At 69.7% G+C, this 16,848-nt stretch carries 18 protein-coding genes and 1 riboswitch; of the genes, 8 read left to right on the top strand and 10 right to left on the bottom strand.

The genetic code is table 11. The features are described 5' to 3' along the window. Positions 1-302: 302 nt before the first annotated feature. From N5079_RS34320 to N5079_RS34310, 3 genes are read left to right on the top strand one after another with little or no spacing between them, the layout of a single operon-like run. Entirely contained in the window at positions 303-710 is a 408-nt protein-coding gene (locus tag N5079_RS34320) for a nuclear transport factor 2 family protein (RefSeq protein ID WP_261588390.1), read from the top strand. 1 nt (position 711) lies between these two features. Further along, entirely contained in the window at positions 712-1,614 is a 903-nt protein-coding gene (locus tag N5079_RS34315; protein ID WP_261588389.1) for an alpha/beta fold hydrolase, read from the top strand. A gap of 3 nt (positions 1,615-1,617) precedes the next feature. Continuing rightward, positions 1,618-2,538: an NADP-dependent oxidoreductase gene (locus N5079_RS34310; RefSeq protein WP_261588388.1), complete on the top strand. Its 921-nt coding sequence runs from the start codon at positions 1,618-1,620 to the stop codon at positions 2,536-2,538. Positions 2,539-2,608: 70 nt separating this feature from the next. On the opposite strand, the gene groL is transcribed toward N5079_RS34310, so the two are convergent. The 5 genes from groL to N5079_RS34285 form a co-directional block, all read right to left on the bottom strand. Next, on the bottom strand, positions 2,609-4,234 hold the full coding sequence (gene groL / locus N5079_RS34305; protein ID WP_261588387.1) for a chaperonin GroEL: 1,626 nt from the start codon (positions 4,232-4,234) through the stop codon (positions 2,609-2,611). Between the two features lie 345 nt (positions 4,235-4,579). Continuing rightward, positions 4,580-4,780: a cold-shock protein gene (locus tag N5079_RS34300; protein ID WP_142575003.1), complete on the bottom strand. Its 201-nt coding sequence runs from the start codon at positions 4,778-4,780 to the stop codon at positions 4,580-4,582. A gap of 256 nt (positions 4,781-5,036) precedes the next feature. Then, positions 5,037-5,312 carry a MoaD/ThiS family protein gene (locus N5079_RS34295; RefSeq protein ID WP_261588386.1) on the bottom strand — a complete coding sequence of 92 codons (276 nt, stop codon included), beginning with the start codon at positions 5,310-5,312 and terminating at the stop codon, positions 5,037-5,039. Positions 5,313-5,357: 45 nt separating this feature from the next. Then, complete coding sequence (gene thrC / locus N5079_RS34290; RefSeq protein ID WP_261588385.1) at positions 5,358-6,608, bottom strand: threonine synthase; 1,251 nt, start codon at positions 6,606-6,608, stop codon at positions 5,358-5,360. 14 nt (positions 6,609-6,622) lie between these two features. Continuing rightward, positions 6,623-6,762: riboswitch (SAM riboswitch) on the bottom strand. 122 nt (positions 6,763-6,884) lie between these two features. Beyond that, a complete protein-coding gene (locus N5079_RS34285) occupies positions 6,885-7,436 on the bottom strand; it encodes an RNA polymerase sigma factor (protein ID WP_261588384.1) in 552 nt (183 codons plus the stop codon). 70 nt (positions 7,437-7,506) lie between these two features. Between N5079_RS34285 and N5079_RS34280 the strand changes: the two genes are divergently transcribed. After that, entirely contained in the window at positions 7,507-8,937 is a 1,431-nt protein-coding gene (locus tag N5079_RS34280) for a trehalose-6-phosphate synthase (protein WP_261588383.1), read from the top strand. 53 nt (positions 8,938-8,990) lie between these two features. Further along, positions 8,991-10,190 (top strand): MFS transporter, encoded by a 1,200-nt coding sequence (locus tag N5079_RS34275; protein WP_261588382.1) that lies wholly within the window; start codon positions 8,991-8,993, stop codon positions 10,188-10,190. Here the strand turns inward: N5079_RS34275 and N5079_RS34270 are convergent. From N5079_RS34270 to N5079_RS34260, 3 genes are read right to left on the bottom strand one after another with little or no spacing between them, the layout of a single operon-like run. Beyond that, on the bottom strand, positions 10,168-10,785 hold the full coding sequence (locus N5079_RS34270) for a hypothetical protein (protein WP_261588381.1): 618 nt from the start codon (positions 10,783-10,785) through the stop codon (positions 10,168-10,170). The genes N5079_RS34275 and N5079_RS34270 overlap by 23 nt on opposite strands. Positions 10,786-10,794: 9 nt before the next feature. Then, positions 10,795-11,622: a trehalose-phosphatase gene (gene otsB / locus N5079_RS34265; protein WP_261588380.1), complete on the bottom strand. Its 828-nt coding sequence runs from the start codon at positions 11,620-11,622 to the stop codon at positions 10,795-10,797. Positions 11,623-11,658: 36 nt separating this feature from the next. Continuing rightward, complete coding sequence (locus N5079_RS34260; RefSeq protein ID WP_261588379.1) at positions 11,659-11,940, bottom strand: DUF3263 domain-containing protein; 282 nt, start codon at positions 11,938-11,940, stop codon at positions 11,659-11,661. A gap of 96 nt (positions 11,941-12,036) precedes the next feature. Between N5079_RS34260 and N5079_RS34255 the strand changes: the two genes are divergently transcribed. The 3 genes from N5079_RS34255 to N5079_RS34245 all read left to right on the top strand — a co-directional run bounded on the left by N5079_RS34255 (position 12,037) and on the right by N5079_RS34245 (position 14,530). Continuing rightward, positions 12,037-12,852, top strand: coding sequence for an S-adenosyl-l-methionine hydroxide adenosyltransferase family protein (locus tag N5079_RS34255; protein WP_261588378.1), 816 nt, complete (start codon positions 12,037-12,039; stop codon positions 12,850-12,852). Between the two features lie 92 nt (positions 12,853-12,944). Then, positions 12,945-13,346, top strand: coding sequence for a Zn-ribbon domain-containing OB-fold protein (locus tag N5079_RS34250; protein WP_261588377.1), 402 nt, complete (start codon positions 12,945-12,947; stop codon positions 13,344-13,346). After that, positions 13,328-14,530 (top strand): lipid-transfer protein, encoded by a 1,203-nt coding sequence (locus N5079_RS34245; RefSeq protein ID WP_410007856.1) that lies wholly within the window; start codon positions 13,328-13,330, stop codon positions 14,528-14,530. The genes N5079_RS34250 and N5079_RS34245 overlap by 19 nt, the downstream gene beginning before the upstream one ends. A 281-nt stretch (positions 14,531-14,811) precedes the next feature. Here the strand turns inward: N5079_RS34245 and N5079_RS34240 are convergent, their stop codons facing one another. Further along, the gene (locus tag N5079_RS34240; RefSeq protein ID WP_261588376.1) at positions 14,812-15,828 is read right to left on the bottom strand and encodes an ABC transporter ATP-binding protein; all 1,017 of its coding nucleotides are present in this window, start codon (positions 15,826-15,828) and stop codon (positions 14,812-14,814) included. Further along, complete coding sequence (locus N5079_RS34235; protein ID WP_261588375.1) at positions 15,812-16,843, bottom strand: ABC transporter ATP-binding protein; 1,032 nt, start codon at positions 16,841-16,843, stop codon at positions 15,812-15,814. The genes N5079_RS34240 and N5079_RS34235 overlap by 17 nt, the downstream gene beginning before the upstream one ends. Between the last annotated feature and the right edge of the window lie 5 nt (positions 16,844-16,848).

Genomic DNA, 16,848 nt, shown 5'->3' with positions numbered 1-16,848 from the left:
AGACTCCCGGATCGTGATCATGCATCGATTCCGCCGCACGCGGTCTGATCAGTGCCGACACTGTTTGCGATCATGCAGTGTCTGCCCGGCGGGCGCACCCTCGTCATGCATGATCACGCTCCACGAAGCGCCTGCTAGCACGGCACGTGCGGGAACATGTGATGATCACGGCGCATCAAGCGCCAGGTAGGGCGGCGCGTGCGGGAACACGTGCATGATCACGCGGGGGGGGACGACTCATGCGTGGATCGGCAGTCGTGTGACTCAAGCCCAGGCCGGACGCGCCTGGCTAACTTGCGGTCATGACCGAATCCACGAATCCCTTCGACGTCGTCCATGCGGTCTACGCGGCATTGAACGCGGGCGACGTCCCCGCGCTGTTCGCGCTGACCGACCCCGAGGTCGACATCTATCAGAGCGAGGAGCTGCCCTACGGCGGCCACCACCACGGCTACGACGGAATGAAGGTGTTCCTGGAGGGCGTGCGGACCGCGCTGGACAGCCAGATCGAGATCGGTGAGCTCTACCGGGCCGGGGACAAAGTGGTTCAGATCGGGAGGACCCGGGGAACGGCCCGCGCGACAGGAGTGTCGTTCGACGCTGCCGAGGTGCAGGTGTGGGGAGTCCGGGACGGCCGAATCGTCTCCCTCACCGTGTTCACCGACACCGACGCGCTGGGCGCCGCGCTGAACACCGGACCGGCGAGCTGACATGACCGCCGCCGGAACCCGCTATTTGACCGACCACCACGGTGTCCGGCTCGTTCACGCCCGCCCCGAGGTCAACGGCGTCGACATCCACTACGCGATCGGCGGGTCCGGCGATCCGGTCTTCCTGCTGCACGGGGTGCCGAAGACGATGTACTACTGGCGCCACGTGATCCCGCTGCTCACGCCGTACCACACCGTCGTCGCGCTCGACTGCCGGGGCTTCGGCGACTCCGAGCGCCCGGCCGGTGGCTACGACACCGCGACGATGGCTCGCGACGTCGCCGAGCTCGCGACCTACCTGGGTTTCGAACGATTCCGCGTCGCCGGGGAGGACTGGGGCGCGGCCATCGCCTACGCGGTGGCCGCCTTCCACCGACCGCGGGTCCGGCAGCTCGTGTTCCAGGAGATGCGGCTCCCCGGGATGCCCGCGGACGCCGGCCCGGCGCACAAGGCGGACGACCCGCGAACCGGCTGGCATCGCGCTTTCTTCAACGTCCCGCACTATCCGGAGCTGCTGATGGCCGGTAAGGAGCGCGCCTTCTGGTCATATTTCATGAAGCGCGAAATGTGGGATCCCAGCGCGGCGACGGACGACGACATCGACGAACTGGTCCGCTGGGTCGAGCAGCCGGGCGGGACCCGCACGATTCTCGAGATGTACCGCGCGACCGAACGAGACGCCGAGCAGAACCGCGAGCAGTACGCCGATCCGCTCACCTGCCCCGTGCTCGCCGTCGGCGGGCAGGCCTACTTCGCCGACGAGGTGCGGCGGCAGATGACACGGGTGGCCGAGGACGTGCGCGGCGTCGTGATCTCCAACTCGGGCCACAACATCCCGCTGGAGAATCCGGCCGAGCTCGCCCAGGCCTACCTCGACTTCTTCTCTGGCGAGGGGAAGGACTGAACCATGCGGGCGTGTGGGGTGGCCGGACGAGGCGCCGGCGTGGAGCTGCTCGAACTGCCGGAGCCGCCGGCGCCGGGCCCGGGGCAGATGGTGATCGGGGTGGAGGCCGCCGGCGTCGGGCCGTGGGATCGCCTGATCGCGGCCGGAGGCTGGGACGTGGGGCTGGATCCGCCCGCCGCGCTGGGCGTGGAGGGCGCCGGGCGAGTCGCGCGGCTCGGTCCAGGCGTTGAGGGGTTCGCCGTGGGAGACCCCGTGGTGGCCCATGAGGCGCCGCTGCCCGGCGGCAGCGGTTTCTGGGCCGAGCGGGTGCTCGTCACCGCCGCGCATGTGGCCCGGGTAGGAGACCGCCCCAGCGGTCTGGACCCGGTGGCCGCCGCGGCGCTGCCCGTCGCCGGCTTGACCGCTCGCCAGGCGCTGGACGCCCTGGGGTTGGAGCCCGGACAGCGCCTCCTCATCACGGGTGGGGCCGGTGGCACCGGAGCGCTCGCCGTACAGCTCGCGGCCCGGGACGGGCTGGTGGTCACCACGACGGCCTCCGCGGGCGCCATGCGGCGGCTGGGCGAGCTGGGCGCGACAACTGTCGTGGACTACCGCGTCATGGACTGGGCGGCGCGGGTCGAGGGCCGGTTCGACGGCGCGCTGGTCGCGGCGGCCGGAACGTCCGGCGACGCGCTCGGACTGGTGCGTGACGGCGGCCGCCTGTGCTCGCTGACCTCCGACGCCCGGGCCGGGGAGCGGGGCGTCATCTCCGGGAACCTCTACGTCCGGCCTGACGCCCACCGGCTCGCCGAGCTCGCGGCGATGGTCGCCAGGCGGACGCTCACGGTCTTTCCCGAGGCCGTGCCCCTCGCCGAGGGTCCCGCCGCCTTCGCACGGGTCGCGGCCGGGCGCGCCGGGGGCAGGAAGCTCGTCCTCACCCTCTGACCACGCTGAAAAGAAAGAGCCGGCCCCGTGACCGGGGGCCGGCTTCTTCTCGTAACCGTGCTTCGAGGACCTAGAAGTCCATGTCGCCGCCGCCGGGCATGGCGGGAGCGGCCGGGGTCTTCTCGGGCTTCTCGGCGATGACGGCCTCGGTCGTGAGGAACAGGGCCGCGATGGAGGAGGCGTTCTGCAGCGCGGAGCGCGTCACCTTGGCCGGGTCGATGATGCCTGACTCGAACATGTTGACGTACTCACCGGTGGCGGCGTTGAGGCCCTCACCCGCGGGCAGGTTGCGCACCTTCTCGACCACGACGCCGCCCTCGAGGCCGGCGTTGACCGCGATCTGCTTCAGCGGCTCCTCGAGCGCCTTGCGGACGATCGCGGCACCGGTGGCCTCGTCGCCGTTGACCTCGAGCTTGTCGAACGCGTTGGCGCCGGCCTGCAGCAGGGCCACGCCACCACCGGGGACGATGCCCTCCTCGACGGCGGCCTTCGCGTTGCGGACCGCGTCCTCGATGCGGTGCTTGCGCTCCTTCAGCTCGACCTCGGTCGCCGCGCCGGCCTTGATGACGGCGACGCCGCCGGCCAGCTTGGCGAGACGCTCCTGGAGCTTCTCGCGGTCGTAGTCGGAGTCGGTGTTGTCGATCTCGGCGCGGATCTGGTTGACCCGGCCGGAGATCTGCTCGGCGTCACCGGCGCCGTCGACGATGGTCGTCTCGTCCTTGGTCACGACGACCTTGCGGGCGCGGCCCAGCAGGTCGAGCGACGCGTTCTCCAGCTTGAGGCCCAGCTCCTCGCTGATGACCTGGCCGCCGGTGAGGACGGCGATGTCGCCCAGCATGGCCTTGCGGCGGTCGCCGAAGCCCGGGGCCTTGACGGCCACGGACCGGAACAGGCCACGGATCTTGTTGACGACCAGGGTGGCCAGGGCCTCGCCCTCGACGTCCTCGGCGATGATCAGCAGCGGCTTGCCGGCCTGCACGACCTTGTCGAGCAGCGGCAGCAGGTCCTTGTTGGCCGAGATCTTCGAGTTGGCGATGAGGATGTACGGGTCCTCGAGCACGGCCTCCATGCGCTCGGGGTCCGTCACGAAGTACATCGAGATCAGGCCCTTGTCGAAGCGCATGCCCTCGGTGAGCTCAAGCTCCAGGCCGAAGGTGTTGCTCTCCTCGACGGTGATGACGCCTTCCTTGCCGACCTTGTCCATCGCCTCGGCGATCATCTCGCCGATCTGCGGGTCGCCGGCCGAGATGGAGGCGGTGGAGGCGATCTGCGCCTTCGTCTCCACGTCCTTGGCGAGCTTGGACAGCTCCTCGCTGACGCGCTCGACGGCGGCCTCGATGCCCCTCTTCAGGGACATGGGGTTGGCCCCGGCGGCGACGTTGCGGAGACCCTCGCGTACCAGCGCCTGGGCGAGCACGGTGGCCGTGGTGGTGCCGTCACCGGCGACGTCATCGGTCTTCTTGGCGACTTCCTTGACGAGCTCGGCCCCGATCTTCTCCCACGGGTCCTCGAGCTCGATCTCCTTGGCGATGGAGACGCCGTCGTTGGTGATGGTGGGGGCGCCCCACTTCTTCTCCAGCACGACGTTGCGGCCCTTGGGACCGAGGGTGACCTTCACGGCGTCGGCGAGCTGGTTCATACCGCGCTCGAGACCGCGCCGGGCGTCCTCGTCAAACGCGATCATCTTGGCTGCCATAAGGCTAGACCTCCCAGTAGCAGGGTGGCTTCAGCGGACCGAGCCGACGCCCGCGACGGCAAGGGCCCGCTTCCTTCGCCGGCCCCATCGCCTCGATCCGGTTGTTGTCACTCTCAGCCCGAGAGTGCCAAACAAGTATCTAGCACTCTACCCCTGCGAGTGCAAGCGGAAGCCATGCTGACCAGCTTGTACGGGTAGGGAGTGTCTCGCAGATCTTGCCCTAGGGAGCGGCGATCCGGGCGTCGCGAGTAGGCAGAAGATCTAAGCGACACGGCCTGAGTCCGCCCACGTCGAAGGCCCGGCTCGGGGGAGCGAACCGGGCCTCCGTGGCTGTCCTGGAGGGGATCAGACGGACCGGACGGCTTCCGCCTGCGGGCCCTTTTGACCCTGCGTGATGTCGAACTCCACTCGCTGGCCCTGCTCCAAGGCCTTGTAGCCGTCCATCATGATTGCCGAGTAATGGACGAACACGTCCTTACCACCGTCTACCGCGATGAAGCCGTAGCCCTTGTCCGCGTTAAACCATTTGACGGTGCCCTGCGCCACTTCCGACTCCTCTTACTGGGCTGGGGACCACACCCAGGAAGCCCCCGGTTTTCGTCGATCGTCTTCGACCATACCCGTGTCAAGGCGTAGAACAACAGAGTCAAAGCACAAACTGCTCCATCACGTTCGCTCAAAGCAGGATCGGCGAATATTGAGTTAAGAAGTAGATAGTTGATAATTGCACCATATGCTATAGCACCGATTAACTTCGGCAATGATAGAGCCGCATGTCAGGTGCTCGCGGGCCTGCCGCCGGTCAGCCGCCGGCCACGGCGGGGATGACGGAGATCTGGACTCCGTCGGGCGTCGCGGTGTCGAGCCCCTCGGCGAAACGGACATCCTCTTCCCCGACATACACGTTGACAAAACGACGGATCTTGCCCGTTTCATCCAGGATCCGGGCGCCGATGCCGGGATAGTCCGCGTCCAGCTTCTGCAGGACCTCGCGGAGCGTTCCACCCTCTCCGGATACCTCTGCGGCTCCGCTGGTGTATGTCCGCAAAATCGTCGGAATCCGCACTGAAACGCTCATTTATCGCTCGCTTTCGTTGCTTGGGTTGGGCCTTGGATAACGCGTTCAGTTGGCGAAAGCCGTACGGAATGCGTCGAGGGAAGGGCGGATGACGGCGGCGGGCCGCGCCTCGGCGGCGACCGCGTCCAGGGTCTTGAGCCCGTCCCCGGTGTTGAGCACGACGGTCTCCGCCTCGGGGTCCAGCGTGCCGTTGGCGGCCAGCTTGCGCAGCACGCCGACGGTCACGCCGCCGGCCGTCTCGGCGAAGATGCCCTCGGTGCGGGCCAGCAGGTGGATGGCCTCGACGATCTCGCGGTCGTCGACGTCCTCCACCGCGCCGCCCGTGCGCCGGGCGATGTCCAGCACGTACGGCCCGTCCGCCGGGTTGCCGATGGCGAGGGACTTGGCGATGGTGTCCGGCCGGACCGGCTGGACGACGTCGAGCCCCGCCTTGTACGCGGCGGAGACGGGCGAGCAGCCCTCGGCCTGCGCGCCGAACACGCGGTACGGCTTGTCCTCGACGAGGCCGAGCTTGATCAGCTCGCGGAAGCCCTTGTCCACCTTGGTGAGCTGGGAGCCGGAGGCGATGGGGATGACGATCTGGTCGGGGATGCGCCAGCCGAGCTGCTCGGCGATCTCGTACGCCAGCGTCTTGGACCCCTCGGCGTAGTAGGGCCGGAGGTTGACGTTGACGAAGCCCCACTTCTCGCCCAGCTCGTCGCCGATCAGCTCGGAGCAGAAGCGGTTGACCTCGTCGTAGGTGCCCTCGATGCCGACGAGGCGCCCGCCGTAGACCGAAGCCATGGTGATCTTGGCCTCTTCGAGGTTCGACGGGATGAACACGCAGGAGTCGAGCCCGGCGCGGGCGGCCGCGGCGCCGACCGCCCCGGCGAGGTTGCCCGTGGAGGAGCAGGACAGCGTGTGGAAGCCGAAGGTCCTGGCCGCCTCCAGGGCGATGGCGACGACCCGGTCCTTGAAGGAGTGGGTCGGGTTGCCGGAGTCGTCCTTGACGTACAGCGAGCGTAGGCCCAGCTCGCCGGCCAGGTTGTCGGCCTTGACGAGCTTGGTCCAGCCCGGCTGGAGGTTGGGCTTGGAGGCGACGTTCTCGGGAACGGGGAGCAGCGACCGATAACGCCAGATGTTGGCCGGTCCCGACTCGATCTGCTCCCGCCGGACCTCGCCGAACTCGTATGCCACCTCAAGTGGCCCGAAACACTCGATACAGGCGAAGCTGGGTCCGAGATCGTAGACGGTGCCGCATTCCCGGCACGACAGACCGGTGGCGGGGCCGAACTCGTGAGCAGTGGTGAGCGCCATGAAGCGAGGCCTTTCCCTCATCTTCGCTCGTGACCACCCTGGCCACGAGCCGGAATTGGCACCTGTCCCGGCCGGCCTCGTGGTCACGAGTTCGGACACCGGGAGGGTTGCCGGGGCTTCGCAGGGCCGGTCCCTCCACCCCTCTGGATGAGCAATATTCAGTTGTCTCCGCATCAAGCGGGTGTCTCCCGCACGAAGCGGGTCCCTAGCACTGTACCGTGCCGTCCTCGTTGTCCGTTCCGGTGTCTCACATGGCGAGACGAAACGTATCGCGCCTCAGCCGTACGCCTCGCCGAGAGCGATCTGGACGTACTTCCTGGCCTGGTGGATCCGCGACTTGGCGGTGCCGAGGGGGATGCCGAGCTGGTCGGCGACCTCGGCGTAGTCGAGCTGGCAGATGTCGCGCAGCACCAGCGCCTGCGCGAGGTCGGGCTTGTCGGCCTCCAGCGCCTCCATCGCGTCGAGCAGGTCGAGCCGTGACCCGGCGATGACGCTGACCCGGCGGGGGTCGGGGCGCTGGTCGGGCAGCTCCTCCGCCTGCTCCGAGGCGCGCCGCTTCAGCGAGCGGTAGGTCGTGCGGGCGCAGTTGACGGTCACGATGTGCAGCCAGGTGCTGAACTTGGCGCGGCCCTCGAACCTGCCGATGTTGCGCGCGACCGCCAGCAGGGTGTCCTGCGACGCCTCCTCCGCGTCCTGCCGGTACGGCAGGAGCCGCTCGCAGTGACGGAGCACGTCGGGCTCGATCCGGCGGAGCAGCTCGCCGAGCGCCCGGTGATCGCCCTGGGCGGCCGATCTGGCCAGTTCCTCGGTGGTCTCGTCCAGTGCCATGTCGAACCAAGCCCTTCCGCGGTTGCCTGACATCCTATTGACGGCTCCCCGGTTTGATTAACTTTCCTGCATGCGCGCCCACACAGTCCTGATCGCGTCCAACCGGGGCCCGGTGGCCTTCACACTGGCGGACGACGGCGCGCTGAACATGCGCAGGGGCGGCGGCGGCCTGGTCTCGGGGCTGTCCGAGGTCGCCAGGAGCGCGGATGTGCTCTGGGTCTGCGCCGCCCTGTCCGACGGCGACCGCGGCGCCGTACGGCTGTCGCCCGGAGGGCGGCTCGACGAGGCGGGATACGACACGGGGCCGGTCCGGATGCTGGACATCCCTCCGGCGATCTTCCACCGGGCCTACAACGCGGTGGCCAACTCGACCCTGTGGTTCGTCAACCACCTGCTCTACAACACCCCGATGACGCCGCAGTTCGACACGCGGTTCCGGCGGGAGTGGGCGTCCTACCGGGACTACAACGGGGCGTTCGCGCTCGCACTGGCCGAGGAGGCCGCGCACGGGGCCAGGGTGATGGTCCAGGACTACCACCTGACGCTCACGCCCGCGATGCTCCGGGTCGAGCGGCCAGACCTGCGGATCGCCCACTTCTCCCACACGCCGTGGGCCCCGCCGGAATACTTCTCGCTCCTCCCCGACGACGTGGCCGCCGAGGTTTTGTCGGGCATCCTCGGGGCCGACCACGCCGGCTTCCTCACCGCCCGCTGGGCCGCCGCTTTCATGGACTGCTGCGAGGCCTTCCTGGGCGCCCGGGTCGACCGCGAGAGCCGTACGGTCACCTATGAGGACAGGACGACCAGGATCGGGGTCCACGCGCTCGGGGTGAACGGCGAGGAGTTGCTGGCGCGGGCGGCGGAGCCGGACGTCGAGACGCATATGACAGCCCTCAGGGAGCTCGTCGGCGACCGCAGGCTGATCGTCCGCATCGACCGCACCGAGTTGTCCAAGAACATCGTCCGCGGGCTGACGGCCTATCGGGAGTTCCTGGCCGAGCATCCCGAGTGGCACGGCCGGGTGGTCCATCTGGCCTTCGCCTACCCGTCCCGGCACGACCTGCCCGAATACCGCGAGTACACCGCCGCCGTGCAGCGGTGCGCCAAGGAGATCGAGGACCAGTACGCCACCGAGGACTGGGACCCGCTGATCCTCAACGTCCACGACGACTATCCACGGTCGCTGGCGGCCTACCGGCTGGCCGACGTGCTGCTGGTCAACCCCATCCGCGACGGGATGAACCTGGTCGCAAAGGAGGGCCCCATCCTGTCTCGGCGCTGCGCGCTGGTGCTGTCCCGCGAGGCGGGCGCGGCGGCCGAGCTGGGGGCCGACTCGCTCATCGTCAACCCGTACGACGTGTCCGGCACGGCCGCCGCCCTGCACGAGGCGCTGACGATGCCCGAGGAGGAGCGGATCGAGCGGTGCGCCCGGCTCCGGCGGGCGGCCACGGCGCTCCCGCCGCAGCGGTGGTTCGAGGATCAACTCGCCGCCCTCCTGTAAGGGTCGAAATGCTACTCTTTGTCGAAATTTGGTAATGCAATACAGGGGGCTCGGTGGGCTCGACCACGACCGTCCAGTCCGCGCGGCTCACCAGGGACCGGCCCACCTGGCTCATCTACCTCCAGCTCGCCACCTTCGCGACGTACCTGTACGGCCTGTCCGCCGCCCTTCCCACGCTCCGGGCCGAGCTGGGCCTGTCGCAGGCGGTCGCCGGGCTGCACGGCACCGCCATGGCGGCCGGCGGCATCGCGAGCGGACTGATCCTCTCCGTGCTCACGGCCCGGTTCGGCCGGCGGGTGACGGTCTGGGCGGGGCTCGCCGGCATGGACGCCGGCATCCTCATCGTCGCCCTGGGCCACTCGCTGCCGTTGACGCTGCTCGGCTACACCCTCGCGGGCGGCTGCAGCTCGATCGCCCTCTACGCGGCCATGGCCGTGCTCAGCGACCACCACGGGCCCGCCGGAGCGGCCGCCCTCAGCGAGGCCAACGCGGTGGGTGTGACCGCCGGCATCGCCACGTCCTACGCCTTCAGCCTGCTCGCCGGCTCCGCTCTCGGCTGGCGGTCCGCCCTTTACGTCCCCATCCTCGCCACGGCGCTACTCGCCCTGACCATGGGCCGCGTGTGGGTTCCCGCGATCGCCCCTCCGCCCCGGGCGGCCGGCGAGGGGCACGATGGGGCGGCGGGAGGAAGGGTCAACACGGTCCCGTACGGCAGGCGCTTCCACGTGGCCGGGGCCGTACTGCTGTGCTGCGTGGGGCTGGAGTTCTCGTACAACCTGTGGGGCGCCGAGCTGTTCGCGCAGCAGACGGGCCTCACGGCGGCCGCCGCCGCCAAGGGGCTCACCGCGATGCTGGCGGGCATGGCCGCCGGCCGGTTCGGCGGCGCCCGGCTCGCGCTCCGGTTCGCGCCTTCGACCGTGCTACTCGGCGGGCTGACGGTGGCCCTGGCGGGCTGGGCGCTGTTCTGGACGAGCGGCTCGCAGCCGGCGGGCTACGCCGGGCTCGCGCTCAGCGGCCTCGGCATCTCCGTCCTCTTCCCGCTCGCGCTCGCGCGGATCATCGATGCGTCGGGCGGCAGGCCGGACCAGGCGTCGGCCATCGCGTCGATCTGGGCCGGAGTGGGCGCGGGCACCGCGCCGTTCGCCCTCGGCGCGCTCGGTGACGGCTTCGGCACGCACACCGCGTTCCTGCTCGCGCCCGCCCTGATCGGCCTTGCCATCGGGGGGATCCTCAGCTCCAGGTCGCGTTCTTGAGGATCGAGGTCAGGCCCGGGGTGTCCCACTGGTCGATGACGAGGATCTTCGACGTCGGCAGGAACCACTCGCGCTGGTTGTAGTGCCCCTTGACCTTGAAGGTCGTCTGCGTGACGCAGGTGCCGGCCCACTTGCGGTAGTACGCCTTGTGGCCGGGGCCGATCTGGCGCAGCCCCTTGGCGGCGAGCTTGGACTGGCCCATGTACAGGTGCTCGTCGTACGGGCAGGGCCCGACGTCGGTGGCCGGGTAGAACGGGCCGTCCGGGGTGTAGGCGTTGAAGAACTCGTGGCCCACCTTGATCGCCTTGGGACCCATGACCCAGAAGCTGTGGCAGCCGGAGTCGCGGAAGCCGAAGAGCTCGGTGCCGAGGGAGGCGCACTTGCCGGTCACGACCCGCAGCCAGTCCTTGTACTGCTCGTACACCTTCCAGGACTTGGGGATCGTCAGGGTGAGCCCCTTGCGCAGATGCAGGGGCTTGGTGGAGGTGGCGCTCATGGAGGTGGTGGAGGTCGCCGAGTCGCTCGCGAAGGCCGCCGCCGGAGCCGTCAGCAGGGCGAGGCCGGCGATCGCGGCCGTGAGGGTCTTTCTCATCATGGCCGGAGCCTAGGCGCCGCCGCTTGCAGAGCGCTTGCGAAGCGATTCGACGATGGACCGGAGCAGATCCACGACCCCGGCGGGCCCGCCGACCACCATGTCGGTCCGCGCCGCCAGCTCCGTGACCTCGGCCGACCCGCTGCACACCCGCACGCCGGGGATGGGCGCCTTCTCGACGGCGTCGAAGGCCGCGAGGTCGCCCAGGTCGTCACCGGCGAACAGGACCGACGTCGCCTGCCGTTCGGCGAGGAAGGCCGACAGCGCGCGGCCCTTGTCCATGCCCAGCGGGCGAAGCTCCAGGACCAGCCGTCCGGGCTCCACCACGAGCCCCGCCTCGGCGGCCAGCTCGGCCACCGGGCCGCGCAGCGCCTCCAGCGCCGCCTCGGGATCGGCGGCCCTCCTGGTGTGTACGGCTACCGCCCGCTCCTTGTCCTCCACCAGCACGCCCTCGATGTCCCGGGCGAGGATCGGCAGCCGGGCACGGACGAGGGCGAGGCCGGGAGGCGGGGGCGGCGCGGTGAACCGCCCGCCCTCCCACCGCTCGAGCCCGTAGTGGCCGAGGATGACCAGGCCGGGGACGTCCTCCAGAGACGGCCCGCCGTCGGTCGCGCCGAGGGCGAGAGCCGTACCGGGCGGGCGGCCCGTGATAATCACCACGGCGCGAACCAGCTCGGCCAGCTCGGCGAGGACTCCCGGGGCGTCGGGATGGACGTAGGCCGAAGCGGGATCCGGGACGATGGGCGAGAGCGTCCCGTCGAAGTCGAGCCCGATCACGGCTCCGGACGGATCGGACAGGATGGCCGCCAGCCCCTCGGGAAGGGGATGCGGGAACTCCATGCGCGGCTCCCTGGGGAGTGTTGAGAAAGGGCTTACCTAGGGCCTCATGCCGAAGCGGCGGGCGGCGCGGTCGCGCTGACGCGTGGCCCGCATCCGGCGTAAGCGTTTGACCAGCATCGGGTCATGTTCCATGGCCTCCGGCCGGTCGATCAGCTCGCCGAGGAGCTGGTAGTACCGGGTGGCGGAGATGTCGAAGGCCTCACGGATGGCCTGCTCCTTGGCCCCCGCGTAGCGCCACCACTGGCGCTCGAACGCGAGGATCTCACGGTCGCGATCCGAGAGGGCGAGCCCCTCGTCGTCGGCCGGTTCGGTGTCCATCCGCTCCTCCTCGATGGGCTCGCGACGCCCGCCATCATCGTAGTCGGGAAACCCGGGCTGTTCAGTCCGGATGGTGCAGACGTAATGTCACGAAGTGTGACCTCAGTTATCACGCTTCTCACTGACTACGGACTGGAAGACGGCTTCGTCGCCGCCTGCCACGGAGTGATCGTGGGGATAGCGCCGGAGGTCAGGATCATCGACGTCGGCCACCTCGTCCCCGCCGGGGACGTGCGGCGCGGGGCGGCGATCCTGGCGCAGACGGTGCCCTACCTTCCCGCCGGTGTCCATCTGGCCGTCGTCGATCCCGCCGTGGGCGGCACGCGCCGCGCGGTCGTGGTGGAGGCGGGCGGCCGGATGTTCGTCGGTCCGGACAACGGCGTGCTGTCGTGGGCCGTCCACGCGGTCGGCGGCGCCCAGAAGGCGTACGAGCTGACCAACCAGGACCTTTTCCTGAAATCCGTGTCGCCCACGTTCCACGGGCGGGACGTCTTCGCGCCGGTGGCGGCGCACCTGGCCACCGGCCGCAGGCCGTCCGACGTGGGGCCGGAGATCCCGGTCGACCGGCTCGTGCTGCTGCCCAAGCCCACGTCGCGGCTGCGGGACGGCGCTGCGGAGGGCGAGGTGCTCTCGGTGGACCGCCACGGGAACGTCCAGCTCTCGATCACCGCCTCCGACCTCGCCACACTGGGGGTCCGCGTCGGCGACACGCTGGCCATCTGGCTGGGACGGCGCCAGATCAGCGTCCCGTTCCGCGAGACGTTCACGGCGGTGCCGCCGGGCGAGCTGGTGGCCTTCACCGACTCCGCCGGGCTGGTGGCGATGGCGATCAACTTCGGGGACGCGGCCGAGCGTCTGGGGCTCCCGCCGGGCGCCCATGTGCGGCTCTCGCCGACCCGCCTGCCCGTGTGACGCCTGCCAGACAGCGCACTTCTGTTCGTGTGACGCCGGCCCGACAACGCCCCGCCGTTTAACCGAGCAAGCGCTTGTGTCATAGTAGGCACATGCTGGCGATCGAGGGCTGGTTCACCATCGAGGACGGCCTGACCTACCTGCTCGGCACCCGCTGTGCCACCTGCCGCACGATCTCCTTCCCATGCGCCGCGGGCTGGTGCCGCAACCCGGGCTGCGGCGGCACGGACCTCGACGTCGTACGGCTTTCGCGACGAGGGAAGGTCTGGTCGTACACCAACGCGTGCTACCCGCCGCCTCCGCCGTTCGTCGCGGCCGAGCCGTACGAGCCGGTGATCCTGGCCGCGGTGGAGCTCGCCGAGGAGGGCATCATCGTGCTCGGCCAGGTCGCCGGGCTCACGGTGGACGACCTGCGCGTGGGCATGGACCTGGAGCTCACCCACGGCCCCCTCGCCGACGGGCCGCTGGTATGGATGTGGGGCGCGACCTCGTGAGCGGCGTCTACGTGCTCGGCGCGGGCATGCACCCCTGGGGCAAGTGGGGCAGGCCCTTCCAGGAGTACGGCGTGGCCGCCGCCAGGGCCGCCCTGGCGGACGCGGGGCTGCACTGGACCGACGTGCAGTTCCTGGTCGGCGCGGACACCATCAGGAACGGCTACCCCGGGTTCGTCGCCGGCGCGACCTTTGCCCAGGCGCTCGGCTGGACGGGCGCGCGGATCGCCTCGTGCTACGCGGCCTGTGCCTCCGGCGCCCAGGCCCTCGACATCGCCCGCGCCCGCGTCCTGGCCGGGCTCTGCGACGTCGCACTGGTCGTGGGGGCCGACACGACGCCGAAGGGATTCTTCACCCCCGTCGGCGGAGACCGGCCGGACGACCCCGACTGGCTGCGGTTCCGGCTCCTCGGGGCGACCAATCCGGCCTACTTCGCCCTCTACGCGCGGCGGCGGATGGCGCTCTACGGGGAGACCGGCGAGGACTTCGCGGCCGTTAAGGTCAAGAACGCCCACGCGGGCTCGCTCAACCCCAACGCCCGCTACCGGTCGCGGGTGACCACGGCGGACGTGCTCGCCTCCCCCATGGTGACCGACCCACTGCGGCTCATGGACATCTGCGCCACCTCGGACGGCGGAGCGGCGCTGGTCATCGCCTCGGAGGCGTTCGCGCGCAGGCACGGCATGGCGGGCGCGGTCAGGATCGCCGCCGTCTCCACGGTCACGCCCACCTTCCCGAACACCGCGGTGGAGTTGCCCGTCATCGCCACCGACTCCTCGGCCTCCGTGCCGCCTCCCGAGCGGGATTTCCGGGCCTCCATCGCGCACGAGGCGTACGCCGAGGCCGGACTCGGGCCGGAGGACCTGTCACTGGCCGAGGTCTACGACCTCTCGACAGCGCTGGAGCTCGACTGGTACGAGGACATCGGCCTGTGCCCGCGGGGAGAGGCCGCCAAGTTGATCCACTCCGGCGAGACCGCCCTCGGCGGCCGCCTGCCGGTGAACCCGTCAGGCGGGCTGGCCTCCTTCGGCGAGGCCATCCCGGCCCAGGCGCTCGCGCAGGTGTGCGAGCTGACCTGGCAGCTCCGCGGGGCCGCCGGAGCCCGGCAGGTCACCGGAGCCACGGCCGGGCTGGCCGCGAACCAGGGCCTGTTCGGCCACGGCTCCGCCGTCCTCTGCACCGCGTAATCATGCACGTGTTCCCGCACGCCCCGTCCTGCCTGGCCCTTTCCCCAGCGTGATCATGCATGACAAGGGCGCGCCGTCGGACAGACACCGCATGATCACAAACGGTGTCGACACTGATCAGACCGCGCACGGCGGAATCCATGCATGATCACGACCCTGGGAGCCCCATGGGAGCCCAACGTCCGCGAACCCCCCGGGAGCCCTGCATGATCACGGCCGGGAAACACGCATGATCACGGCGGCGGTTTATCTGACCGGCCACGGCTCCGCCGTCATCTGTGTTACTGGGCGTTGACCACGTCGAGGGCTTCCGCGAAGTGGCAGGCGCTCGGGTGGTCGGAGCCCGACCGGATCTGCAGGAGAGGCTCCTGCTCTGCGCAGATCGCCTGGGCCTTCCAGCAGCGGGTGCGGAAGTGGCAGCCCGACGGCGGGTTGGCGGGTGAGGGCGGGTCGCCCTGGAGGATGATCCGCTCCCGGGTCTCGCGCCCCTCCGGGTTGGGCACCGGTACGGCGGAGAGCAGGGCCTGGGTGTACGGGTGGGTCGGCCTCTCGTAGATCTCGCTGTCCCGGCCGATCTCGACGATCTTGCCGAGATACATCACCGCGACGCGATCGGAGATGTGGCGCACCACCGACAGGTCGTGGGCGATGAAGATGTACGCGAGGTTGAACTCGGTCTGCAGCCGCTCCAGCAGGTTCATGACCTGGGCCTGGATCGACACGTCGAGCGCGGAGACCGGCTCGTCGCAGATGATGATCTCAGGCTGGAGCGCCAGCCCGCGGGCGATGCCGATGCGCTGCCGCTGGCCGCCGGAGAACTGGTGCGGGTAGCGGTTGATGTGGTCGGGGTTGAGACCCACGACCTCCAGCAGTTCCTGCACCTTCCTGCGGCGGCCGCCCTTCGGGACGACGTCGGTGTGGATCTCGAACGGCTCTCCGACGATGTCGCCGACCGTCATCCGGGGGTTCAGCGAGGTGTAGGGGTCCTGCATGACCATCTGGATGTTGCGCCGCATGCGCTTGAGCTCGCCGCCCCTGGCGTTGGCGATCTCCCGGCCGTTGATCTTCACGGAGCCCGACGTCGGCCGTTCGAGCGCCATCAGCAGCTTGGCCAGCGTCGACTTGCCGCAGCCCGACTCGCCCACGACACCGAGCGTCTCGCCGCGGTGGAGGTCGAAGGACACACCGTCGACCGCCTTGATGGCGCCGATCTGCCGCTTGACCAGGATGCCCTGGGTCAGAGGGAAGTGCTTGACCAGGTCGCGGACTTCGAGGATCGTCTCAGCGGGAGCCGTCATCGAGAACCTCCCTCCAGTAGTGGCAGGCGCTGCCACGGGTGCCACTGATCGGGTACAGCGGGGGCACGTCGGTCACGCAGTTGTCCCGGCGGTACGGGCAACGGGGGTGGAAGGCGCAGCCTGACGGCATTTCGAGCAGGTTGGGGGGCAGGCCCTTGATCGCGTAGAGCTCCTGGCCCTTCATGTCGACCCGGGGGATCGACTCGAGCAGGCCCTTGGAGTACGGATGCGCCGGGCTCCGGTAGAGGTCGTGGACGGGGGCGTTCTCGACGATGCGCCCGCCGTACATGACGGCGATCTTGTCGGCCACGTCCGCGACGACGCCGAGGTCGTGGGTGATGAGGATCAGGCCCATGTTGCGCTCGCGCTGGAGATCCGCGAGGAGCCCCATGATCTGGGCCTGCACGGTCACGTCAAGAGCGGTCGTGGGCTCGTCGGCGATGAGGATCTCCGGGTCGAGCGCGATCGCCATGGCGATCATGATGCGCTGGCGCATACCGCCGGAGAACTGGTGCGGGAAGTCGTTGACCCGGTCCTTGGCGGCCGGGATCCGGACCCGGTCCATCAGCTCGATGGCCTTCTTCTTGGCGTCGGACCGCGAGGCGCCGCGGTGGACGCGGAACATCTCGGCGATCTGCCAGCCGACCGGGAAGACCGGGTTCAGCGCGGACAGCGCGTCCTGGAACACCATGGAGATGCCCTCGCCGCGGATCTTCCTCCGCTGGTCCTCCGGGAGCTTGAGGAGGTCGACCCCGCGGAAGCGGATCTCGCCGCCGGTGATCTTCCCCGGAGGCATGTCGAGGATGCCCATGATGGTCTGGGCCGTGACGCTCTTGCCGGAGCCCGACTCGCCCAGAACGGCGAGCGTCTCCCCCGCGCCCACGCTGTAGGTGACGCCGTTGACCGCCTTTGCGACGCCCGCCCGGGTGCGGAACTCGACGTGGAGGTCGTCCACCTCGAGGAGCGACCCCTCGTAGGAGCCGCCGCCCACGGGCTCGGAAAGCACTTCCACCACTTTCT

This window comes from Planotetraspora sp. A-T 1434 (genome assembly GCF_025420585.1).
Classification (GTDB): domain Bacteria; phylum Actinomycetota; class Actinomycetes; order Streptosporangiales; family Streptosporangiaceae; genus JAOEGB01.
This window is presented reverse-complemented; position numbering and strand designations above follow the sequence as displayed.